Annotated in this window: 23 protein-coding genes and 3 pseudogenes; 10 read left to right on the top strand and 16 right to left on the bottom strand. The window is 69.9% G+C overall.

Features of this window, described 5'->3' with window-relative positions; all coding sequences use genetic code 11:
• Positions 1–5: 5 nt before the first annotated feature.
• The 7 genes from IEZ17_RS38160 to IEZ17_RS38130 all read right to left on the bottom strand — a co-directional run bounded on the left by IEZ17_RS38160 (position 6) and on the right by IEZ17_RS38130 (position 6,979).
• Entirely contained in the window at positions 6–734 is a 729-nt protein-coding gene (locus tag IEZ17_RS38160; RefSeq protein WP_189308222.1) for a class I SAM-dependent methyltransferase, read from the bottom strand.
• Complete coding sequence (locus IEZ17_RS38155; protein WP_189308221.1) at positions 731–1,234, bottom strand: hypothetical protein; 504 nt, start codon at positions 1,232–1,234, stop codon at positions 731–733. Before IEZ17_RS38155 ends, IEZ17_RS38160 begins: the two co-directional genes overlap by 4 nt.
• Positions 1,235–1,236: 2 nt before the next feature.
• Positions 1,237–2,658: a molybdopterin-dependent oxidoreductase gene (locus IEZ17_RS38150; protein WP_229853032.1), complete on the bottom strand. Its 1,422-nt coding sequence runs from the start codon at positions 2,656–2,658 to the stop codon at positions 1,237–1,239.
• Between the two features lie 571 nt (positions 2,659–3,229).
• Positions 3,230–4,753 carry a glycosyltransferase 87 family protein gene (locus tag IEZ17_RS38145; protein ID WP_189308220.1) on the bottom strand — a complete coding sequence of 508 codons (1,524 nt, stop codon included), beginning with the start codon at positions 4,751–4,753 and terminating at the stop codon, positions 3,230–3,232.
• Positions 4,750–5,619 (bottom strand): methyltransferase domain-containing protein, encoded by an 870-nt coding sequence (locus tag IEZ17_RS38140; protein ID WP_189308219.1) that lies wholly within the window; start codon positions 5,617–5,619, stop codon positions 4,750–4,752. Before IEZ17_RS38140 ends, IEZ17_RS38145 begins: the two co-directional genes overlap by 4 nt.
• A complete protein-coding gene (locus IEZ17_RS38135) occupies positions 5,616–6,257 on the bottom strand; it encodes a TIGR04282 family arsenosugar biosynthesis glycosyltransferase (RefSeq protein WP_189308218.1) in 642 nt (213 codons plus the stop codon). The genes IEZ17_RS38140 and IEZ17_RS38135 overlap by 4 nt, the downstream gene beginning before the upstream one ends.
• Positions 6,254–6,979: a glycosyltransferase family 2 protein gene (locus IEZ17_RS38130; protein WP_189308217.1), complete on the bottom strand. Its 726-nt coding sequence runs from the start codon at positions 6,977–6,979 to the stop codon at positions 6,254–6,256. The genes IEZ17_RS38135 and IEZ17_RS38130 overlap by 4 nt, the downstream gene beginning before the upstream one ends.
• A 142-nt stretch (positions 6,980–7,121) precedes the next feature.
• Here IEZ17_RS38130 and IEZ17_RS38125 point away from each other — a divergent pair, with 142 nt between their 5' ends.
• Together IEZ17_RS38125 and IEZ17_RS38120 are read left to right on the top strand one after the other, a co-directional pair.
• On the top strand, positions 7,122–7,850 hold the full coding sequence (locus tag IEZ17_RS38125) for a response regulator transcription factor (protein ID WP_189308216.1): 729 nt from the start codon (positions 7,122–7,124) through the stop codon (positions 7,848–7,850).
• Entirely contained in the window at positions 7,840–8,952 is a 1,113-nt protein-coding gene (locus tag IEZ17_RS38120) for a sensor histidine kinase (RefSeq protein WP_189308215.1), read from the top strand. Before IEZ17_RS38125 ends, IEZ17_RS38120 begins: the two co-directional genes overlap by 11 nt.
• Before the next feature lie 78 nt (positions 8,953–9,030).
• Here the strand turns inward: IEZ17_RS38120 and IEZ17_RS38115 are convergent, their stop codons facing one another.
• The 5 genes from IEZ17_RS38115 to IEZ17_RS38095 all read right to left on the bottom strand — a co-directional run bounded on the left by IEZ17_RS38115 (position 9,031) and on the right by IEZ17_RS38095 (position 12,557).
• Complete coding sequence (locus IEZ17_RS38115) at positions 9,031–10,083, bottom strand: NAD-dependent epimerase/dehydratase family protein (RefSeq protein ID WP_189308214.1); 1,053 nt, start codon at positions 10,081–10,083, stop codon at positions 9,031–9,033.
• 52 nt (positions 10,084–10,135) lie between these two features.
• Entirely contained in the window at positions 10,136–10,516 is a 381-nt protein-coding gene (locus IEZ17_RS38110; RefSeq protein ID WP_229853031.1) for a hypothetical protein, read from the bottom strand.
• Between the two features lie 107 nt (positions 10,517–10,623).
• Positions 10,624–11,034, bottom strand: a complete 411-nt coding sequence (locus IEZ17_RS38105) for a hypothetical protein (RefSeq protein ID WP_189308213.1) — start codon at positions 11,032–11,034, stop codon at positions 10,624–10,626.
• Positions 11,031–12,167: a molybdopterin-dependent oxidoreductase gene (locus IEZ17_RS38100; protein WP_189308212.1), complete on the bottom strand. Its 1,137-nt coding sequence runs from the start codon at positions 12,165–12,167 to the stop codon at positions 11,031–11,033. Before IEZ17_RS38100 ends, IEZ17_RS38105 begins: the two co-directional genes overlap by 4 nt.
• 180 nt (positions 12,168–12,347) lie before the next feature.
• Positions 12,348–12,557 carry a hypothetical protein gene (locus IEZ17_RS38095; protein WP_189308211.1) on the bottom strand — a complete coding sequence of 70 codons (210 nt, stop codon included), beginning with the start codon at positions 12,555–12,557 and terminating at the stop codon, positions 12,348–12,350.
• 210 nt (positions 12,558–12,767) lie between these two features.
• On the opposite strand from IEZ17_RS38095, the gene IEZ17_RS38090 reads away from it, so the two are divergent.
• Together IEZ17_RS38090 and IEZ17_RS45125 are read left to right on the top strand one after the other, a co-directional pair.
• On the top strand, positions 12,768–13,601 hold the full coding sequence (locus IEZ17_RS38090; RefSeq protein ID WP_189308210.1) for an S-methyl-5'-thioadenosine phosphorylase: 834 nt from the start codon (positions 12,768–12,770) through the stop codon (positions 13,599–13,601).
• A gap of 243 nt (positions 13,602–13,844) precedes the next feature.
• Entirely contained in the window at positions 13,845–14,036 is a 192-nt protein-coding gene (locus IEZ17_RS45125) for a YbhB/YbcL family Raf kinase inhibitor-like protein (RefSeq protein ID WP_189308209.1), read from the top strand.
• Here IEZ17_RS45125 and IEZ17_RS43460 read toward each other — a convergent pair.
• Both IEZ17_RS43460 and IEZ17_RS45120 read right to left on the bottom strand, forming a co-directional pair.
• Positions 13,946–14,746 (bottom strand): annotated as a pseudogene (locus tag IEZ17_RS43460) (phosphatidylserine decarboxylase). The gene IEZ17_RS45125 and the pseudogene IEZ17_RS43460 overlap by 91 nt on opposite strands.
• A 35-nt stretch (positions 14,747–14,781) precedes the next feature.
• A pseudogene (locus tag IEZ17_RS45120) lies at positions 14,782–15,300 on the bottom strand (phophatidylserine decarboxylase associated domain-containing protein); the annotation flags it as partial.
• A gap of 270 nt (positions 15,301–15,570) precedes the next feature.
• Here IEZ17_RS45120 and IEZ17_RS38070 point away from each other — a divergent pair.
• From IEZ17_RS38070 to IEZ17_RS38055, 4 genes are read left to right on the top strand one after another with little or no spacing between them, the layout of a single operon-like run.
• The gene (locus IEZ17_RS38070; protein ID WP_189308207.1) at positions 15,571–16,056 is read left to right on the top strand and encodes a hypothetical protein; all 486 of its coding nucleotides are present in this window, start codon (positions 15,571–15,573) and stop codon (positions 16,054–16,056) included.
• Complete coding sequence (bufB, locus tag IEZ17_RS38065) at positions 16,053–16,904, top strand: MNIO family bufferin maturase (RefSeq protein ID WP_189308206.1); 852 nt, start codon at positions 16,053–16,055, stop codon at positions 16,902–16,904. Before IEZ17_RS38070 ends, bufB begins: the two co-directional genes overlap by 4 nt.
• Positions 16,897–17,568 carry an HvfC/BufC N-terminal domain-containing protein gene (locus IEZ17_RS38060; RefSeq protein WP_189308205.1) on the top strand — a complete coding sequence of 224 codons (672 nt, stop codon included), beginning with the start codon at positions 16,897–16,899 and terminating at the stop codon, positions 17,566–17,568. Before bufB ends, IEZ17_RS38060 begins: the two co-directional genes overlap by 8 nt.
• A gap of 6 nt (positions 17,569–17,574) precedes the next feature.
• Complete coding sequence (locus IEZ17_RS38055) at positions 17,575–18,855, top strand: ferritin-like domain-containing protein (protein WP_189308204.1); 1,281 nt, start codon at positions 17,575–17,577, stop codon at positions 18,853–18,855.
• Between the two features lie 69 nt (positions 18,856–18,924).
• Here the strand turns inward: IEZ17_RS38055 and IEZ17_RS38050 are convergent, their stop codons facing one another.
• Together IEZ17_RS38050 and IEZ17_RS38045 are read right to left on the bottom strand one after the other, a co-directional pair.
• Entirely contained in the window at positions 18,925–20,031 is a 1,107-nt protein-coding gene (locus IEZ17_RS38050) for a phosphatidylserine decarboxylase family protein (protein ID WP_189308203.1), read from the bottom strand.
• A gap of 3 nt (positions 20,032–20,034) precedes the next feature.
• Positions 20,035–20,190: a hypothetical protein gene (locus IEZ17_RS38045; RefSeq protein ID WP_189308202.1), complete on the bottom strand. Its 156-nt coding sequence runs from the start codon at positions 20,188–20,190 to the stop codon at positions 20,035–20,037.
• Between IEZ17_RS38045 and IEZ17_RS45115 the strand changes: the two are divergent.
• Together IEZ17_RS45115 and IEZ17_RS38040 are read left to right on the top strand one after the other, a co-directional pair.
• Positions 20,189–20,497 (top strand): annotated as a pseudogene (locus IEZ17_RS45115) (VOC family protein); the annotation flags it as partial. The gene IEZ17_RS38045 and the pseudogene IEZ17_RS45115 overlap by 2 nt on opposite strands.
• A 412-nt stretch (positions 20,498–20,909) precedes the next feature.
• Positions 20,910–21,165: ATP-binding cassette domain-containing protein (locus IEZ17_RS38040; RefSeq protein ID WP_189308201.1), on the top strand; the 256-nt coding region annotated here is incomplete at its 3' end.

The following is a 21,165-nucleotide window of genomic DNA, read 5'->3' as shown; positions in this document are numbered from 1 at the left end:
ACTCGTCACCGCCACGCGGCTGGTGTCCTCGTCACGACATCGCTCTCCCCGCGTCGGGCGCGCCCGCCCGGGGATGAGCCCGGGCGGCCGAGGGCGAGGAAGCTGCGGGGGCCGCTCTTCCACTGGTCGGTGACGCTGAGGCCGAGGTCGTCGGTGATGCGGCGGAGCGCCGGCGCCCCCAGCCGCGCCCAAGGGAATGGCGGGCCGCGGTGGCCGTGGGTGTCTTCGAACCAGGCTGTGCAGCGTTCCTCGACGTCGTTGTCGTCGACCTCGACGAGCAGGACACCCATCGGGGAGATGAGGTGGGCGCAGCGGCGCACCAGGGCGTGCGGGTCGCCGCCGATGCCGATGTTCCCGTCGGCGAGCAGGAGGGTCTGCCAGTCTCCCTCGCCGGGAAGCGGGTCGAAGACCGACCGGCACTGTGCGGTCCCACCGAGGGCGATGGTCCGGGCGACCGCGTGGGGTGCGACGTCGATACCGAGGGCGAAGACGCCTTGGCGAAGGAGTGCCCTGCACAGTCGGCCCGGTCCGCAGCCGACGTCGAGCACGGGGCCGACACAGCGCTCCATCAGGGTCCGGTCGGCCCTGGTGGGCTGCGCGCACCAGCGGTGCACCGGCAGCCGGGTCCGGCGCCCGTCCGCCAACCGAAGATAGGCCGGCGCGCGACCGCTTTGCAGGGCCAGTGCGTAGGGGTCCTCGTGTCCGGAGTGCGGCCGGTTCTCCTCGGTCGTCACGGCTTGGCGTCGTGGCCGGGTGGGGGCCGTTCCTCGTCGGCGCGGGCGGCTCGCCGGATGCGGCCCAGTTTGACGGCGAGGGCCAGCGCGGACGCGCCGAACAGCACACCTGTGATCGCCAACCATCGGCCGAGGTAGACGCCCTCGGGCAACCGGGCGGCGCCTTGGTACGGGACCGCCAGATCGAGGATGAGGGGGAACCACACAAGCAGCAGCGCACCGGAAAAGAATGTGGGTACGCGCAGGTAGTTGATCCACAGCACCTGCGGTACGCGAGCAGGGCGGTGCCGCAGTACGGAGTGGGCCGTCAGGTCGGCGAGCGAGTACAGCGGCAGCAGGATCAGGTCGTGGAGGATCGCCGCGCCCACGAACCAGATCGCCACCTCGATCGGCCCGACAGCGAACAGGCGCACGAAGGCGTAGCCGGTGAGGGCGAAAGAGCAGATCAGGACGAGAAGGTGCAGCGGTCCGGAGCCGTACCAGCGGACGAAGCGTGCCATGGTCACGTCCTGAAGGTGAGCCGGTGCACCCACTTGGTGTTGTTCACACCCGGATTGGCCGGGACGATGACGCGGGCCGGATAGCCGTGGTCGAGGGAGAGGTCCGCCCCGTTGACACGCAGCGCGAGCAGGGCTCGGGGGTCGTGGACCTGGTTGCCCCGCAGCACCACCTTGGTGAACGAGCCGGCGGGCTGGAGGGATTCGACCAGGACGCTTCCGGCGTCGGGCATGCCGGCCAGGGCGGCGAGGTCGGCCAGCCGCAGGCCGCTCCAGTGCTGGTCATCGGTGGACCACCCCTCCACGCAGGCGATCGGCAGTGCGGCGGCGTGCTGGGGCATCGTCAGAAGCTGCTCGCGTGTGAAGACCCGTGCCGGTCCGTGGCCGTGGATCTCCAGCCGCCAGGTGGGGCCCACGACTGCGGGGGTGACACCGACGGCCGCCGCCGACTTGTTGATCTGGAAGCTGTTCGGGCCACTGCCCGGGTCACGGTTGTGCGGCGCGAGGAGCGCGGTGCCGCGCAGCCACCCGCCGATGCTCTGTCCGGCGGTCACGACGAGGAAGAGCAGCGATCCCGCTCCCACCATGCCCACCGCGCCGCGGCGGGTCATCGTCGCCGGGGCGGGGGCGGCCGCCACCAAGCCGTCGGGGTCCGGGGGCTCCGGCCGGGTGTGGGCCAGGTCGGTGCGCAGTTCGGCACTCAGGCTGCGAGAGCGCAGGGCACTCGTCATCCGGCCGAGTTTGAGGCATACGTGAACGACGAAGGCGGCGATGAACACCCAGGCGCCATAGAAGTGCAGACGATAGAACGATCCAGGGAAGACGTAGTAGAGCTGGATGTTGAGGATGCCGGTGACGAACTCGAAGATGACCCCGCCGACCAGCATCAGCAGAGACAGCCGCTCCAGCCCGTGCGCGACGGAGCGCACCGGCAGCCACTCGAACAGCTTGGGGATCACCGACCACAACTTGGCCAGCAGCACCGGCACAAGGACCACACCCAGCGTGACATGCACGCCCTGAGTCAGCCGGTACAGCCAGTAGGGGTGCGTGGGCCAGGAGAAGAGGTAGAAACCCAGCACACCCTTGTCGGGGGTCTTGTCGTTGAGGGGGCTCAGTCCCGGGTTGTAGGCGGCGTAGGACAGCAGTCCGGTCACGAACAACAGCGGGATGCCGATCAGCAGCATCAGGCCGAACACCGACGTCAGCCAGGGACCGCGGAGGGGACTGCGCCAGAACTCGGGGCGGAAGGGCCCCGGCGGCGGGGGCGTCTGTCTGATCCGCCGCGCGATGGCCCGGCCATGAGCGACGGCCGCTGCGGCACGGGCCGCCGCAGCGGCGCCGATCCGCCCCATACGCCGCCGCACGTGCGCCTCGTCCCGTTCCGCGGAGGAGCCGGAAACTGATGGCCGTCCGCCACTGTCCATCAGCCGTCTCCTCCCTCTTCAGAGCCCACTCCCCCAAGATGAGCGATCAGCCGCAGAGGTGCTTCCCGTACAGATCCGGTGGAACAACCAAAAATGTCACTGCCGCAGTCGATTACACGCGCCTAACGTGATCACGGCCCCCGCTCACACTCGTGTGGGCGCACACCACCAGCCGAACGGTGCAACCCGGCTGTCCCCCCCCCAGGCGCGACAACTGAGGATTGCGTGTTGGGGTGATGGTTAGGACGGGGTGAGGTTGAGTCCGGTCTCGGCGATGAAGCCGTCGAGGAGGTCGGCTCGGTACTGCATCTTCTTCAACCGGGTCCGCTCTCTCATGCACCGGATCCCTCTTGGTCTCTCGACGACGGAATCGTGTTTCTGGAGGGGTCTCCCAGCGCGGTCCCAGCACGCGCGCTCCATCCCAGCACCATGCAGCTCAGGCCCCCTGGTCACCCCTGCGCCGCTTGCGTGCATGTGGCCGGGGTTGCCTCCTCCAGGTGCCTCTGACCACCACCCACCTGCGCGGGATCACCACGAATCCAGTGGCGCCGTCGCGGTGCGTTCGACGATCTCAAGGGCGAGGCGGAAGCTGTTGCCGGACCCGGCCGATCAGGCTGCCGACTCTCGCTCGCCCGACCGCCTCACGGCCGATCAGCAAGGGCTGCGTTGGCCTCATGCCTCTCAGGCAGGCACCCAGTGCCACAGTGAGAGCGGCAGCGCCGTAGGCCCATGCCTGCAAAGGGAATCCGGGCAACAGTCGCCCGGCGAGGTAGAGGACCGTGCCGGCGAGTGTTACGGCGAGCCACTCCCAGCGGCCGTCCAGGGCCGCGAGGGCGATGACGAGCATGGAGTACCAGGGGTAGTTGGGCGAGAACAGCAGCAGAGCCGTGCCGGTCAGAAGGAGGGCACCGCTCCAGGGGCGTGTCGGGTCGCCGCGCCACCATACGAACAGGGCCGTCAGCGCGAGCAGGACAACAGCGGTGATTCCGGCGGTCGAGTCCGGCATGATCAGCCGTAGCAATGCGAAGCGGCGTACGTTGCCGGGTTCGTAGCCCTCTTCGTTCAGGTAGCCGGGGAGATAGCCGAGGACGCTGGCACCGGAGACCAGAACGTAGGGCAGGTAGGCGAGCGCGACCGCGCCGAGGGCAGCCGCCGCCACGCGCCCGATGCGTCGCGCGCTGCGCTGTCCGGACAGGGCGCCGGGCAGCGCCAGTACGGGCAGCAGTTTGACCGCGATGGCCGCGCCGAGCAGGGCGCCGCGGCGCGCCCCGGCGGTGGCGGAGCCGAGTGCCAGCACGGTGAGCAGGACGCCGAGGGTGTCGATGTGGGCGTTGTTGACGGCCTCGAAAGGGACGGCCGGGCACCAGCCCCACAGTGCAGCCCGGGCAGGGGCCCGTTGCGGGTCGCCGCGTCGTCGCAGGACGGCGAGCAGGGCGACGGTGGTGCCGAACGCCAGTATCGCGCCGCCCACTTGGAGCGGCTTGTGACGAGTACCCGGTGGCGAGAGGGTGTGGACGGCGAGGAACCAGCCCTCCGCGACGGGCGGGTAGATCGTCGGCACGGTGGGCCGGTTGATGCGGACGCACGCCCCGCTGTCGGTGCGCCTCAGTCCCCAGCCGTCGCAGGCTCCATGGGTGGGAAACAGCCACTCGTCCCGCAGGTGGGCGAGTTGGGGGGTGGCCGGCGGGTGGGCATAGGGGGAGATACCGGCCGCCTGCACGCGGCCGTCCCAGGCGTAGCGGTACATGTCGTCGCTGGTGCGGGGCGGTGCGGCCAGGCCGGAAAGTGCGACGGCGGCCGAGCCCGCGAGCACCAGGTAGGTCGCGGCGCGCGCGGGGACCTTGCGTACGGCCCAGACCCCGGCAGCGAACAGTGCCCAGGCGATGGCGTATCCCACGAGCAGGCGGCCCGGGGCGCTCTGGTTGTCGCCGGCGTGGAGGGTGCCGATGACGACTACGCCGAGTGCGACGAGCACCGCCACCGTCAGAGTGGTACGCGTACGGCCGGCGCGGCGGTTCACCGGCTGTGCGGGGTGGTCGGGCAACGGCTCAGCGGGCCGGGGGGCCGACCAACGCGTTGCGGCGCTGTCGGTCATGAGTGGTGGGGCCTTTCGGTGATCGGGGGCTGCGCGTCGGGGCGATTCGCGTGTCGGAGGCGTAGTTCCACGAACGGGCGTTCCCCGGCCGTCCACCTGCCGGTCAGGATCCAGCCGGCGGAGTCGGCGGCGTTCAGGAGCGCGGTGGTGCCGAGCCTGGCCCAGGGGAAGGGCCGCCCGTGGTGGCCGTGGGCGTCCTCGACGCACACGGTGAGGCGCTCGTCCACGTCCTGCGGGGCGGTCTCGGCCAGCAAGAGCCCGCTGGGGGCGATGAGTTCGCGCATGCGGAGAAGCAGGGCGACGGGATCGCCACCGATGCCGATGTTGCCGTCCATCAGCAGCACGGTGCCCCAGCGGCCTTCGCCCGGGAGGCGGTCGAAGGCCGACCGCTGAATGGCGGCGCCACCACCGCGCCGGGTGCGCTTCACGGCGTCCCGGCTGAGGTCCACGCCCAACGCCGGTACGCCGCGGGCGGCCAGTGCGGCCACCATGCGTCCCGGTCCGCAACCCACGTCCAGGACGGAGCCCGTACATCGGCGCAGCACGCTCGTGTCCGCCGCATCGGCAGGCGCGCACCAGCGCTCCACGTCCAGCGGCAGCACGTGCTCCTCGCCGAAGCCGTCGGGGCGATCAGGGTGTGACAGGCGGCGCAGGAACAGCGGGCCGCGTCCGGTGCGCAGAGCGTGGGCATAGGGATCGTCGATCCACGGGGTGCCCGGTTCCACAGGCACGGTGGGGCGGACGGGGAGCGTCGGCATGTGGTTCCTGGCCATGACCACCGTCGGGCTCTCCGCCCGGGACTCCGCCATGGCCGGTTCCGGCCACTCGGCCACTGCGGCATCGATGCCGACCGCCGTCCCGCTCATCGGACCACCTCTGCCATCGAGTTGAGGACGGCGGCGAAGCGGGAGCCCCGTACACAGCAGGCGGCGACCGCTGCGGCGTCGGCTGCGACGTCCACGTCGCGCAGTACCGGCAGGTCGGTCACGGCCAGTCCCGCCTCGACCAGGCGGATGCGCTGGATCGCGCCCGTGCGGTCCGTCGACATCGGCACCCCGCGGACCACGGCACCAGCCCGGGCGGGATCGGCGAGGCCCAGCGCCCAGAAGCCGCCGTCCGCGGCCGGACCGAACCAGGCATCGCGGCCGTCCCGGCCGACGTCGGCGATCATGTCGGCGGTCAGTTGCGGGGTGTCCATCCCGACCAGAAGTGTCGGACCGTCACAGTGGGCGAAAGCGGCGACGATCCGCTCGTCCAGGCCGCCGGGGCTCTGAGGTGCGACCTCGTAGCCGGGTGGCAGCCAGGGGCCAGGGGTGCCGTCGAGAGCGAGGACGCGACGGCGTGCGGGGGCTCGAAGCAGGGTGTGGAGCGTGTCGGTAAGGGCGGCCTCGGCCAGGGTGGCTGCTTCCTGGGACGTGTAGGGCGGGGTGAGCCGGGTCTTGACGCGGCCGGGCACGGGTTCCTTGGCGATCACCAGCAGGGTCACCGGAGGCAGGGCGCTCATCGTCCGCCTCCCCGCACGCCGGCGACGGCGGTCGTGGTGGCGGGCGTCTCGGCGAGCACGGCGCGCATGTCGTGTACCGCCTGCCAGGTGCCCCGCCAGGTGCCGGTGACTTTGGAGCGGCCGGTGCGCGGGTGGTAGGGCACCTCCGTCTCGCGCACCCGCCAGCCGGCGTCGGCGCCGCGCACCACCATCTGCAGCGGGTAGCCGGAGCGCCGGTCGGTCAGGTCCAGGGCGAGCAGAGCCTCACGGCGGACGGCGCGCATCGGGCCGAGGTCGTGCAGGCGCACCCCGGTACGTCTGCGGATGAGCCGGGCCAGTTCCAGGTTGGCCAGGCGGGCGTGCACAGGCCACGCCTTGGGGGACGTGGGGCGCCGCCGGCCCAGCACCAGATCGGCGGTGCCGTTGAGCACGGGTGCGGCGATGTCCGGCAGCAGGGCGGGGTCGAGGGAGGCGTCGCAGTCGCAGAAGCAGACGACGTCGGCGGTGGCGGCCATCAGGCCGGCGTGGCAGGCGGCGCCGAAGCCGCGCACCGGCTCGGTCACCACGTGGGCGCCGAGTGCGCGGGCGATGTCCGCCGAGCCGTCGGTGGAGCCGTTGTCGACCACGATGGCGCGCCAGCCGGGCGGGATCCGGTCGAGCACCCACGGCAGGGCCTCGACCTCGTCCAGACAGGGCAGCACCACATCGACCCGGGCAGGGCAAGAGGGGGAAGTCTCGATCACCCCACTCACCCTACGAACACAAAAGGAACATAAGGGACTTGGCGTCCTTACGGATCTCTGACGTCGGCGGCAGTCCTTACGGATCTCTGACGTTCGCTGCCGCTCCTGCTGACCGGCGAAGGGCGGTGTGAGACTCGATACCGTGAAACGCGTACTCGTCGTGGACGACGACCCGACTGTCTCCGAGGTCGTCGCCGGATACCTGACCCGGGCGGGCTTCGACGTCGATGTGGCCGCCGACGGCCCGTCCGCCGTGGCCAGGGCCATGGCACAGCCGCCGGAACTGGTGGTGCTGGACCTCATGCTGCCCGGCATGGACGGGTTGGAGGTCTGCCGCCGGATCCGCGAGACCGGTCCGCTGCCCGTGATCATGCTGACGGCGCGGGGTGACGAGGAGGACCGCATCCTCGGCCTGGAGGTCGGGGCCGACGACTATGTCACCAAGCCTTTCAGCCCGAGGGAGCTGGTCCTGCGGGTGGAGTCGGTGCTGCGCCGTGCGGGAGCGCTGGCGACAGCGCAGAGCGCACCGTCCGCACCGCGCCTGACCGGACTGTGGGCCGGACCGCTCGCCCTGGACCCCACGGCTCGCCGGGCGACCCGCCACGGTCAGGAACTTGCCCTGACCTTCAGGGAGTTCGATCTGCTGGAGTTCTTCCTGCGCAATCCCGGGCGAGCCACCAGCCGGGAGGAACTGATGCGTCGCGTGTGGGGCTGGGAGTTCGGCGACCTGTCCACCGTCACCGTCCATGTACGGCGGCTGCGCGAGAAGATCGAGGACGACCCGGCCCGCCCCCGGCTGATCAACACCGTGTGGGGCGTCGGCTACCGCTTCGACACACCTGAGACGAACGGGGCGGACGATGCTGCGTGACACCTTCCTGATCGCCCTGTACGCGGCGATCGGCGCGAGCCTCGCCGGAGTGCTCGGTGTGGCCGCCCTGAGGTTGCTGCGCAACCGCTCGGTCGCGCTGTCGCTGGCCGTGGTCACCGCCGTTGCCGTGGCGGCGATGCTCGCCGGGACGATGCTCGTGTCGTGGGCGATGCTGCTGTCGGATCACGACCTGTGGGTCGTCACCATGGTGTGCTCCATCGCGGCGGTCGTCTCCCTCGCGGTGGCGCTCGTCCTGGGCCGCAGCGTCGTCAAGGGCAGCCGGGCCCTCGCCGAGGCCACCCGCGCTCTCGGTGACGAGGGCCGCTTCACCCCGCCCAAGACCGCCCCCACGGCTGAACTGGCCCAACTGGTGCGGGAGCTGGACACGACCAGTGCGAAGCTGGCCGCCTCCAGGGAGCGCGAGCGGGCCTTGGAGGAGTCCCGACGGGAGCTGGTCGCCTGGATCTCCCACGACCTGCGCACCCCGCTCGCCGGGCTGCAGGCGATGACCGAGGCGCTTGAGGACGGCATGGTCGACGATCCGAACGTCTACCACGCCCGGATCCGCACAGAGGTCGAGCGGCTCAGCGAGATGGTCAGCGACCTGTTCGAACTCTCCCGCATCCAGGCCGGCGTGCTCGCCCTGAACACGGCCCGCATGTCGGTCTACGACCTCGTCGGCGACGCGATCGCGGGCGCCGACGCCCTGGCCAAGGAACACGGCGTACGGCTCGTCGGCGACGGAGTCGAGCCGGTGCCGATCGAGGTCGACGGCCACGAGATGTCCCGCGTCCTGGCCAACCTCCTCGTCAACGCCATCCACCGCACGCCCACCGACGGAACGGTCGCCGTCTCAGCCCGGCAGGAGGACGGCAGCGTCGTCGTCTCGGTGACCGACGGCTGCGGCGGCATCCCGGCCGAGGACCTGCCCCGCGTCTTCGACACCGGCTGGCGCGGCACCGACGCCCGCACCCCACCCGCCGGTGCGGGCCTGGGTCTGGCCATCGTGCGGGGCATCGTCGAGGCCCACAGCGGCCGGGCCGCCGTCCACAATGTGCCCGGCGGCTGCCGCTTCGAGGTCCGCCTGCCGACAGCCGCCTGAGTCCACTTTCCCGTCCGGAGAGGGGCCGTCCCTGTGGAAGTACAGGGACGGCCCTTCCGAGTTGTCACCGGGGAAGGCTCAGCCGGCCCGCAGCGGTGCCTTCACGAACTCCGCCATTCCCTCGGCGAAGCCCACCACCGGTTTCCAGCCCAGCTCGTCGCACAGCCTGCGCGAGGAGGCGGTGATGTGGCGGACGTCGCCGAGCCGGTACTCCCCGGTGACGACGGGCGCGTCGCCGCCGTGTGCCGCGACCAGGGCGGCGGCCATCTCCCCCACCGTGTGCGGGTCACCACTGCCGACGTTGTACGCCCGCAAGCCACCCTCCGGCAGAGCGGGCAGCCCGTCGATGGCCGTGAGGTTGGCCCCCGCGACGTCCCTCACCTGCACGAAGTCCCGGCGCTGACCGCCGTCCTCGAACACACGCGGTGCCTCACCACGCGCGAGCGCGGACCGGAACAAGGAGGCGACTCCCGCGTACGGTGTGTCCCGCGGCATGCCGGGTCCGTACACGTTGTGGTAACGAAGCGCCGCCACCCGTCCACCGGTCGCCCGTGCCCACGACGCGGCCAGGTGCTCCTGGGCGAGCTTGGTGGCCGCGTAGACGTTGCGCGGATCGGTCGGCGCTTCCTCCTCCACCAGGCCGGCGGACAGGGGCTCGCCACAGTGTGGGCACGGTAGTTCGCAACGGCCCGCGTCGAGCTCGGCGATCCGTCGCGGCCCCGGCCGTACGACGCCGTGCTGGGCACACTCGTAGCGGCCCTCGCCGTAGACGACCATGGAACTCGCCAGCACGAGCCGTCGCACCCCGGCCGCGGCCATGCCTGCCAGCAGTACGGCCGTGCCGAGGTCGTTGCAGCCGACATAGTCGGGCGCGTCCGCGAAGTCCTTGCCGAGCCCGACCATCGCCGCCTGATAGCAGACGGCGCCCACGCCGCGCAGGGCGTCCACCACCGCTCCCCTGTCGCGCACATCCGCGTGGCGCCAGTCGACACCATCGGGGACGGGCGGCGGCGTACGGTGGGCGGCGGGCAGGAGGGCGTCGAGCACGCGTACCTCGTGCCCGGCGCCGGTGAAAGCGCTGACGATGTGCGAGCCGATGAAGCCCGCACCTCCGGTGACCAGGATCAACATGCTCCGACGCCAAGCTTGGCAGCCCGTCTGTGGATGCCGGGACGGGAATCCGTCAGGGGTTCGTAAGCCGTCCGGACCAGCGGGACGCCGCCACGGTCAGCAGACCGAAGCCCACGGCGAACGCGAGCATGGTGAACACGCCGCGGGGCCAGAAGATGTGACTGTCGAGGAACAACCAGCACGCCCCCAGCACCACCACGGCCCCGGGCAGCTCCCGGACGCCGTGGCGTCGCAGCAGCACCGAGCCGGCGGACAGAGCGGCGAGCGTCAGCGCGTACACCCCTGCCCGGCCCAACTCGTCGCCTGTGGAGAACAGCCACCCCACCGCCCCATGCACCCCGTTGCCCGCCACCGCACCGGCGGAGATACCGGCCACCGCGTCCAGCCCCGAGTAGTAGGCCGCGTACCCGAGACACCCGGCCCAGGCCAGCACGTACGAGGGCCACTGTACGAAGGGTGCGCATGACGCCAACGTAGGAATGCCCTGGGCTGGGCGGGCCCAGGGCCGGCGGTGCGTAAGACACCCGTACGATGCCGTCGTCACGAAGGCGGACGCCGTCGGCTGCTACGGACCTCCTTTGCCGCCACCAGCAGAGCCGTGACCGTAGCCACGGCCACCAGGGTCAGCAACCAGTTGCGCGGGTAGTCGAGCGGGAGCACCGTCGAGTTGGCCCGCGGCCCCGGCCGCAGCAGCACCGCCAGCGCCACCGCTGTCAGCGCGCCTGCCACGAGCAGCGCCCCGCGGACCGGCCCCCGCACCCCGCCACGGACCAGCACCAGTCCGACGAGCAGCACCAACGGCGCGATCAGCGCGTCGTGCAACACGACCGCCCCGCCGAGCCACTCCAGCACACCCATCAGGTCCTGCACGTCCAGCAGCAGGGACCCGCCGACACCCATCAGCGCCAGCCCGGCGATGCCGGCCAGCAGCCGCAGCACGTTCACCCTCATGACAGCACCTCCAGTCGGCCGACCCACTTGGTCTGCAGCACGCCCGGACGGTTCGGGGCGATCAGTCTCGCCGGGTAACCGTGGTCGGGCGACAGTTCCTCACCGTTCAGCCGCAGTGCGAGCAGGGTCAGCGGGTCCCGGGCGTGCTCGTGACCCATCTCGGAGACCCGGTAACCGCCCCGGGTCTGCAACGACACCACTCGTACCCGCGCATGGGCCGGGGCGCCCGCCCGCTCCAGCAGGTCCACGACGCGCACGCCCGTCCAGTGCGCCGACTTGCTCCAACCCTCCACGCAGGCGATCGGCAGCTCGACCTCGTGCTGGGGCAGTGCGCGCAGCTCGTCCAACGTCAGCGTGTAGAGCCGCGGTCCGGAGATGGTCAGGCGGTAGCGCTCGGCGTGGATCAGGCCGACGCCGGCCGCCGCGGCGGTCCGGTTGACCGGCAGCCCCTCAGGACCATGGTCGGGGTGGCGCGGCGCGAGGAGGGCGAGGTCCTTCAACGGCGTGAAGGACTGCCCCACCGTGGTCACGGTGACCGCGCCGACCGCCGCTGCCACCGCGGCGAGCAGGGAGCGCCGATCGGGGGCGTCCTCAGCGGGCAGGGACAGCGTGCCCGCCGAGCGACGGCTCCAGTGTGCCGCGATCTCGGGTGCCTTGACCGCGATGTGCAGTACCAGCGCTCCCACCAGCAGCCAGGCCACGGCGTAGTGCACTTGCACGAAGGGGAAGGTCCACGGGTACCACTGGGCGGTGTTCAGCAGGCCGGTCGCCAGCTCGAAGAGGGCCGCCGCGACCAGGACGGCCACCGACACCCGTTCCAAGGCGTGCCGCACCGAGCGCACCGGGGGCCACTCGAACAGCCGGGGATACACCGTCCACAACTTGGCGAGCAACAAAGGGATCGCCGCGATACCGGAAGCGACATGGAGCCCCTGCGTGAACCGATAGCCCCACACCGGGCGGCTCGGCAGCTCGTTGGCGAGCCATCCCGGCGGGTGCTGCATGAAGTGACTGATCAAGCCGGTGCAAAAGCACACCGCGAACGCCAGGCCGAGCCACCGCCCGATCGAGGTGGCCGTGCGGGCATCGTGCAGTCTGCCCTTGAACACGGGCGGAAAGAAGCGCGATCTCATGCCTTCCATCCCACCCGGAGGAAGGCCGCCATGGAACATCCGGCCGCCTTACGGAACAGGGACGTCTCCCGGCCACAAGCACCTTCGGGACTCCGCCCGTCGCCGTCCTGACCACCTGTGTGACAGGCACTTGGCGGAAGCTGGGAACCTGTCCGGCGTCCGTGCTTCGCAATGCAGTCGTCACGCCGTCCAGCCCTTCGAAGCCTCCACCTGGGGCTTCAGGAACGCCTCCTGCGAGGCGGTCGGGCCGGTGCACAGCCTTGCCTGAGCAGGACAGCGCAGCGTGAGGACGCACATGCGTCGCTGCCCGGCCAGAGCCAGCCACGTGTCCGCGAAGTCGACCTCCGACTCCTCACCCGCAGCTTTCGACCGAGGGAGCGTGCACTCCATGAACCTCCGGGCGGCCGTGGCCTCCGCCCCCAACGGCCGTCCTCCCCGCAGCCGTCCTGACAGCCCGGAACAGGTCAGTGCGTACCCAAGTTGCCGAGCTGTCGACTCCGACGGTGGACACCCGCTCTGGGCGGCCGAATTCCTTTCGAGATCATGACGTTTCCCGATGCCATGATCTCGAACTGTGCTGGCGCGGCTAGCGTGCTGGGCATGACGAACGCGGAGATCGGTGTCATCGGCGGGTCCGGCTTCTACTCCTTCCTCGACGAGGTGACCGAGGTCCAGGTCGACACCCCGTACGGAGCTCCCAGCGACTCCCTCTTCCTCGGCGAGATAGCCGGCCGACGGGTCGCCTTCCTCCCCCGCCACGGCCGCGGCCACCATCTGCCGCCGCACCGCATCAACTACCGCGCAAACCTGTGGGCGCTGCGCGCCGTCGGCGTACGGCAGGTGCTCGGCCCGTGCGCGGTGGGCGGACTGCGCCCGGAGTACGGGCCGGGCACGCTGCTGATCCCCGACCAGCTGGTGGACCGCACGAAGACCCGGGTGCAGACGTACTTCGATGGGCTGCCGCTGCCGGACGGCTCCGTGCCGAACGTGGTGCACGTGTCCCTGGCCGACCCGTACTGCACCGTCGGAAGGGCGGCCGCGTTCAAGGCCGCGCGCGGACGGGACTGGAAGCCGGTGGAGGGCGGAGCCCTGGTCGTCGTCGAGGGGCCGCGGTTCTCCACCCGCGCAGAATCGTTGTGGCACCGGGCGCAGGGCTGGTCCGTGGTGGGCATGACCGGTCATCCCGAAGCCGCGCTCGCCCGTGAACTGGAGCTGTGCTACACGTCGTTGACTCTGGTCACGGACCTCGACGCGGGGGCGGAGACCGGGGAGGGCGTCTCGCACGACGAGGTGCTGAAGGTCTTCGCGGCGAACGTGGACCGGTTGCGGGGCGTGCTGTTCGACACAGTGGCCGCGCTGCCCGCCACCGAGGAGCGGGACTGCCTGTGCGTGAACGCGCTCGGCGGAATGAACCCGGGCTTCGAACTGCCGTAGCCGCACAGGGTTCAAGGGTGTCCCGATAGGCGGGCGAATAGGACACGTAGGCTGGCCATATGAAGCTTCAATTCCTTGCCTTGAGCGCTGCCTGCGTCGCCGCCCTTTGGGGGACCTCCGCATGCTCTTCCGTGTCAAGTCACGGCCGGACGACCACAAGTCCATCCACGGCAGTCTCCCGGACAACAACAACTCCCACTGGTCCGTTCACACTCGGTCGAGGGCAAGGCTTCAACTTCTCGGATGTCCTGCGACAGCCCCCATGACTACTCGCCTGGGCTCACCATCACGAATGCACCGGCAGGGACTGCCGAACTTGCCCTTTTCATGGTCGATGTGCAGGATCAGAAGATCCATTGGCTACAGGTGGGTATTCCCGCGGCGACGCACCGGCGAGGTTGGAAACGGCCCGGTCTCCGCCTCGTTCCTGCGTAGGCAGAGCGCCAGGCAGGTAGGGGCCGTCGTCCGTGTGCTCGTGGGGGTTTGTTGAACGGCACGGTGAACTCGTCCACGATGCCCTGTTCGAAGACCAGGGCCATGCTGGAGCCACCGTAGCTGAAGTAACCCAGCTCCTGGCCTCGCTGAACGGTGTCGCCGACACCGACCGACCAGTCGATCGAGGAGACCTCCTCCATGCCGATCACCACGGCGCACACCATGCGCCTGCCGAGTTCCTCGCTGCACTCGATGAACGCCAGTCCGCTGGTGTTGACGTGCGCCTGGTAGCTCTGCGAGTGGGTTCACGTCGTCGGATCGGGCGTCTCGTTCCAGGCGGCGCTGAACATGAGGCGGGGCACGATCTCCAGGTGCTTGACCGTCCCGTCGACGGGCACGTGCCACCGGTGGTAGCTGTTGACGGACAGGAACGACTGGTACACGTCGCCGCCGACGAACGTGCTGACGTACTCGTCCCCGCACTGCGGGCCGCGCAGCATGTCCGTGAGCGAGTACTGCTCCTTGAGCCAGAAGTCTGTTTCCCTGGCCGCGCGGCGCTGGACGTTGTAGACCGTGCCGTCGTTGGGGCGACGACGCCGCCGGGGTCGCCGTTCCCGCCGAGCGGCCGGAACTCGTCCTTGATAGGGCGGTGGAAGAAGTCGTTGAACGACGTGAAGCCCCAGTGCTTCTCGTCGCGCCGGGCCGAGCACTGGTACTCGTACAACTTGTTCATCTCGGTCGCGGGCTGTGAGAACCAGCCGCCTTCGCGGGTGTTCAGCGCGTGGGCGCCGTCCTCGGTGTTGAGGTAGTCGCACCACTTCCGCAGGACGGGCCGCAGTTTGTCGTTGAACTGCGGCATGCGGAACAGGACCGAACCCGACGGCGTCAGGCGCATGTAGCCGAAGAGCGCGGACATCGGCAGGAAGATCTGGTGGAGGGGGTTGCGGTTGTAGGCGGGTGCCCACCTGACGATGGCGTTCAGGTGCTCGACGAGGTCGTCCGCGGTGTGGATGTGCCGGTGCTGCTCGGGCACTTCGGCGAGCGTGTTCGTCACGTACATCCGGACGGTGAGATCGGAGTGGAGGAAGTCCGCCAGGTCCTGGACGGCGGGGTCGAGTTCCTTCCTGAGGTCCCCCGCCCGCGGGGCGATGCTCTTGTGGAACTCGTCGACCGCCAGCGGATTCCGCGGCAGATAGCCGCCCGCCCGGCCGAAGGTGCTCTGGTAACGCGCGTGGAGTTCCTGCGGGGTGATGACAGCGGTCATGACCATCTCCTCGTTGCTCGCGTTCAGTGGCCTCGATCCGCACATGCTGCCAAGTGCCGGAGGGATCATTGGCACTTCGCGAATCCGGCCATCTCCGCTATGGCCATTTGCCGTCGAACACCTGGACAAGGAGCCGCCATTGACCGGATGACCGGGCAGTGGCCGGTTCTGCTCCCCCGGGGGCGCCGTGGCCGGATCTCCCTCTGCCGTCCTCTCGGGCCGCCCTGCCAGGGTGTGGCCTTCGTCTTCGAGCCGAGAGGAACGACCACCATGAGTGAGCGCCCCGCACACTCCGCCCGCAGCCCCAAGAGGTGCCCGGACCCGGATTCGAGCCTGCTCCCCCGGGAAGTGGCCCGGGAGCTGCACGTCTGCATGGGCCTCAACTCCTGCGCCGGGCTCGACGCGTCGGGCCAGGCCCCCATGGCGGGCATGGGCACCTGCGCGACCGTCTTCCACGTCTGCCACGGCGAAGGCGCCTGCCGGGGCCAGGGCGGCTGCGGCTACGCGGGCACGGACTACGAGCAGTTCCACCCGGGCGAGCAGGACTGCCGCTACAACGGCAGCTGTGCCAGCCCGATCAACGAGAGCCGGGTCTTCTCGGCCGGCCCGCTGAAGGGCAAAAGCGTGTGGAAACAGGCTCGCCGGCTCTTCGAGGCGCGGATGTACGCGGCGGGCAAGGCGTTCGGCCCGGCCCCGGGCGAGGGCGTCGAGGACGACCGGATGCCGCACTACGACTACATGTCGCAGCCGCAGTGAGCGAGGCACGGCTGGGCCTGCCGCACCTCGGCCTCGGGGTCGGGCTGCGGACTCCGCACCTCCCGTACATCCGCCGGCACCGGCCGGACGTCGGCTTCTTCGAGATCATCTCCGAGAACTTCCTGGACACCCGCGGCGGCAGACGGCACGCCCTGGCGGAGATCGCCGAACGGTACCCGGTCGTCCTGCACGGGGTCTCGCTGTCCATCGGGAGCACGGACCCCCTGGACTTCGGCTATCTGCGCCGGCTGAAGCGGCTGGCCGACGAGGTACGGGCCCCGTGGGTCTCGGACCACGTGTGCTGGACGGGCGTGCTGGGCGTGCACACCCACGACCTGCTGCCGCTGCCGTTCACCGAGGAGACCCTCGACCATGTCGTGCGCCGCGTGCGCGTCGTCCAGGACGTGCTGGAGCGCCGGCTGGTCCTGGAGAACCCCAGCAGCTACGTGGAGTTCCGCGCCTCCACGCTCGCCGAGTGGGAGTTCCTCGGGCGGATGGCGGAGGAGGCGGACTGCGGACTGCTGCTCGACGTGAACAACGTCCACGTCTCCGCGTTCAACCACGACTTCGACCCGGTGCGCTACCTGCGGGAGCTGCCGCACGAGCGCGTGGTCCAGATGCACCTCGCGGGGCACACCCACTACGGCACGCACATCGTCGACACCCACGACGCGCCCGTGTCCGAACCGGTGTGGGAGCTGTACCGGCTGGCGACCGAGCTGACCGGCGGAGTGTCCACCCTGCTGGAACGCGACGACAAGCTGCCGCCGTTCCCGGAGCTGCTGGCCGAGCTCGACAGGGCACGGGAGCGGGCGGCAGCCGCCCCGACAGGGGGCTCCCGTGGCTGACGCCACCTCGCTGGCCGCCGTGCAGCGCTGGATGCAGTCGTTGATCCTTCACCCCACGGGCGAGGACCCCGGCCACACGATCACCCCGTCCAGCCGGCTGTCGGCCCGCGAGCGGCTGTTCGTCCACCAACAGGGCTACCGGCTGCGGCTGCTGGAGTGCATGCGGACCCTGCACCCGGGGTCGGTGCACCTGCTCGGGCAGGAGATCTTCGACGGTTTCGCACAGGACCACCTGGACGCGCACCCCTCCCGCTCCCCCACCCTGGCCGGGCTCAGCACCGGTTTCGCCGGCCACCTGGCCCGTACGCGGCCGGACTCCGGGCCCGGCGCGGAGCGCGAGGCGTGGATCGACCTGCTGATCGACCTGATCCGCTTCGAGCGGGCCTTCACCGAGGTCCTGGACGCACCCGGCACCGAGGACGGCACGGCCCCGGCGCCGCCCCTGCGGCTGCTGCGGGTCTGCGCGCCCGTCCACGCGTACCTGGCCGCGGTGCACCGGGGCGAGGAACCGGATCCGCCCGCACAGCGGCCCGTCCATCTCGCCGTGAGCCGACGGCACTTCACGGTAGTCACCCGGGAGCTGAGCCCGGGGGCGTACGCGCGACTGCACGTCTCTTCTTCGCATCCCCCAACTTCCCCAGCGGCACCGGCATCGGAGGATTGATTCACCGTGACCACGAAGGAATCGGTTCAGGAGATCACCGACCTGCAGGACCTGATCGACCATCTCAAGGCCGCCGCCCAAGTCGAACTCTCCACGGTTCCCCTGTACTTGTACGCGACCTATTCGATCAAGACACGCGGCTATTCGCAGTGGGCGGCCGGCGCGTCGGCGCAGCGCACGATGATCGGTGTGGCGATCGAGGAGATGCTGCACCTCAGTCTGGTGCGCAACCTGCTGATCGCGGTCGGGGACACGAGTTTCCGGCTCTACGACCCGAAGGTCATCCCCACCTACCCGGGCGTGATGCTCAAGCGCGAGCCCAAGCTGCCCATGCGGCTGCGGAAGCTCTCCACCGACCAGGTCAGGAACACGTTCATGCAGATCGAGCTGCCGGCCACCCCTCCGGGGGCCGCTCTCGGCGAAATCGAGCCGTACCACTCCCTCGGCGAGTTCTACGCGCGCATCGAACGGGGCATCCACAACCTCAGCTCGACCATCGACTGGGCCAAGGCGAAGAAGGACCTGTGGAAGTTCCAGTACCACCGGGCCTACTGGAACCAGAACGGCGGCTCCGACCAGCCGCGGCTCATCGTGGACGAGGCGTCCGCGATCCAGGCGATGCAGATCATCGTCGACCAGGGCGAGGGAGCTCCCGAGGACAAGGGCCTGCTCCCCGACCCGATCGTGCGCACGGACGACCACCCGCCGCAGGACATCGGCAAGTGGCAGGCGTCCCACTACACCAAGTTCTCCGACATCGCCAAGGGCCTCGACGGCATCGGTGTCGTCTGTGACGACACCGGCAAGCAGAAGTACACGATCGACGACGCCGAAGTCATCTGGCCGGTGCTCGACGACCCGGACCTGAAGACCGTCAAGGCGGACCAGACCGTCAAGGACCTGATGGAGTTCTCCAACGCCGTCTACTGCTACGTCCTGGCGCTGCTGGACGCCATTTACCGGACACCCATGCAGGTGCACGACCCCGCACAGGACAAGGACCTGTTCACGCAGAGCGACCGGTACGCCTACGAACGCGGCTTCATCGCCGTGATGCAGGGGCTGCTGTACCCGGTCTGCGAACTCCTGGTGCGGACGCCGCTCGTCAAGGGGCAACTGTCCGTCAACGCCGGACCGCCCTTCCAGTACTACGCGTTCAAGACCAAGCAGCCGAAGGCCGAACTCGCCGCACTCTGCGAGGAGCTGCTCCCGAGCTATGCCGCACTGGGCGGTGACGACGGGGTCCAGCGGCAGATCTCACTGCTGCCGGACATCCAGCTTCCCTGACAGCCCTGAGAACGCGGACGGCGCCCTCCGGCCATACGGAGGGCGCCGTCGCGTCGCAGGGCTGCGGGGCTACCGGGCCCGGGCGATCTGCCCGTTGACGAAGACCGGAGCCCCGTTGTCCGGGTCACCGCTCGGGTTGTCCGGCACGAGGTGGTCGACGGCACCCTTCTGGAAGAGCAGGCACATGCTCGACCCGCCGAAGCTGAACCGGCCGATCTCCTGGCCCTTGGCGACCTGGTCGTCCACCGTGACCGAGTGGGTGATCGAGGAGATCTCGGTGATGCCGACGGGCATGACGCACACCAGGCCGACCTTCGGCGCGGTGCTCTCGATGACCACGATGCCCCGGGTGTTGACCGAAGCGCCGTAGCACTGCGAGTGCGTTCCGGCCGTCGTGTCGTCGCCCATCGACTGGAGCTCGGCGAACATATAGCCGGGGACCTTGTCAACGGCCACCACCTTGCCGTCCACCGGTGCGTGCCAGCGGTGGTAGTCGGCGCCCGAGAGGAAGGTCTGGAGGACGTCGCCGTCGACGAAATCCTTCACGTACTCACTGCCGTTGAGCATGTTGTCCAGGGAATACGGCTGTCCCTTGAGCCAGAACTGGTCCTGACGCTTGAGGCCCTGCCGCCACCGGACCACCTTCCCGTCGTTGGGCGACACGATCGCCTTGGGGTCTGTGGGCAGCGGCCGGTACCCGTCCTTGAGGGCACGGTGGAAGAACTCGTTGTACGAAGCGAGCCCGCCGTACTCCTTGTCCAGGTCGACCTCGAACTGGAAGAGCCGGAACTCCTCGTACGCCGGCGGGGAGAGCCAGCCCGTCGGCCCGTCGTTCAGGACCGTCCGGCTGTCGTGGCCGGAAATCTCATTGCTCAGGAACTTGTACCAGTACTGGAGGACGCCGGCCAGCGCGTCGTTGAACTTCTGGTTGCGGAAAGCGTTCCACCCGGCGTCCGTCGCCATCATGTAGACGAAGAGGTGGGACATCGGGAAGAACCTCCGGGACGCTGGGTCCCAGTGGTACTCCGGTGCGGTCGTCGCGATCTGATCGAGGCACTGGAGCAGGTGCGGGATGTCGGAGACGGTCCGCTCCTCCTCGGGAACCTGCTCGATCATGTCGCTGACGTACTGCTGGACGACGGGGTCGGTGGTGAGGAGCTTCTCCAGGTCGGCCACGGGCTAGATGTGGTCGGCCTTCCACTCCGTCGCCCGTTCCGTGAACTCCTTCAGCAGCGCATGTGCGCGCGCCCGGTCCTTCGGCAGGTAACCGCCGGCGAATCCATAGGAGTTGTAGTACCGGGCGTCGATCGCCGCTGAGGTGGTGATTCGGCTCATGTTCGTCCCCTTCCGTGCGCTCCGGCCAGCTCGCCGGGCGACCGTACTGCGCCGTCTCGGCGCGCCGCACGGGCACGATCCGGCCGGGGGGACGATCAGGCCATTCCCGACCGGCGGTCCGTACCCGGTCGGTGGGCTGCACGACCTCAGCGGGCGGGAGGGTGGCGCGGACTACGCCATGCCGTGCTTCCTGGCCCAGGACGTCACGGCGCTGACCGAGAAGGCCGTCGCAGCCGGTACCCGCGTCGAGCAGGGGCCGGAAACGGTGCCCGACGGCTGCCACTACGCCCGCCCGCTGGACCCGCGGGGCAACCGCTTCGGCCTGTTCAGCAATGCCGACGGCAACGACAGCGGCAGCAACACCGCCGGTGGCCGCCCTCGCCGCCGCCGGGGCTCGTTCGGCGGCGAGGGCCGCACGGGCGACCAGCGGGCGCCGGCCACCACGTCCCGGGTCGCGGCGCCCCGCCATGCCGAAGAAATTGCTGTGCTCTTCGGGCAGGCATCCCGCATCCGCACAGAGTGCCGCACCTTCTCCTACGCGTCCGTGCCGTCAACCGCGCCCGCCGTTGCCGACGCCCGGCGCTCCTCGGCGCCTGCCCAGCGGGCATCGTCGCGGTGCATGCCGGTCGTCAACCGTTTCATGGGCATTCAACTGACTGCTCCTGATGACCGTTGTGCACTTCATCTACGGTCCGTGAGGCTTTCGAAGGAAGGGACTCATGGACGCACTCCTCGCGGTCCGGGCTCGTGGGATCACCAAGTGGTTCGGCGATGTCGTCGCGCTCGACGGCGTCGACCTGGATGTGGCGCAGGGGCGGATTCACGGCCTGGTCGGACCGAACGGCGCCGGCAAGACGACCTTGCTCGGCCTCCTGCTGGGTCTGGCCGTCGCCGACAGCGGCAGCCTCGACATTTGGGGTACACCGGTCGGGCGGGCGCTCGACGCTCCCGACGGTGTCGCGGGCTTCGTGGACG

The organism is Streptomyces albospinus (genome assembly GCF_014648695.1).
Classification (GTDB): domain Bacteria; phylum Actinomycetota; class Actinomycetes; order Streptomycetales; family Streptomycetaceae; genus Streptomyces; species Streptomyces albospinus.
This window is presented reverse-complemented; position numbering and strand designations above follow the sequence as displayed.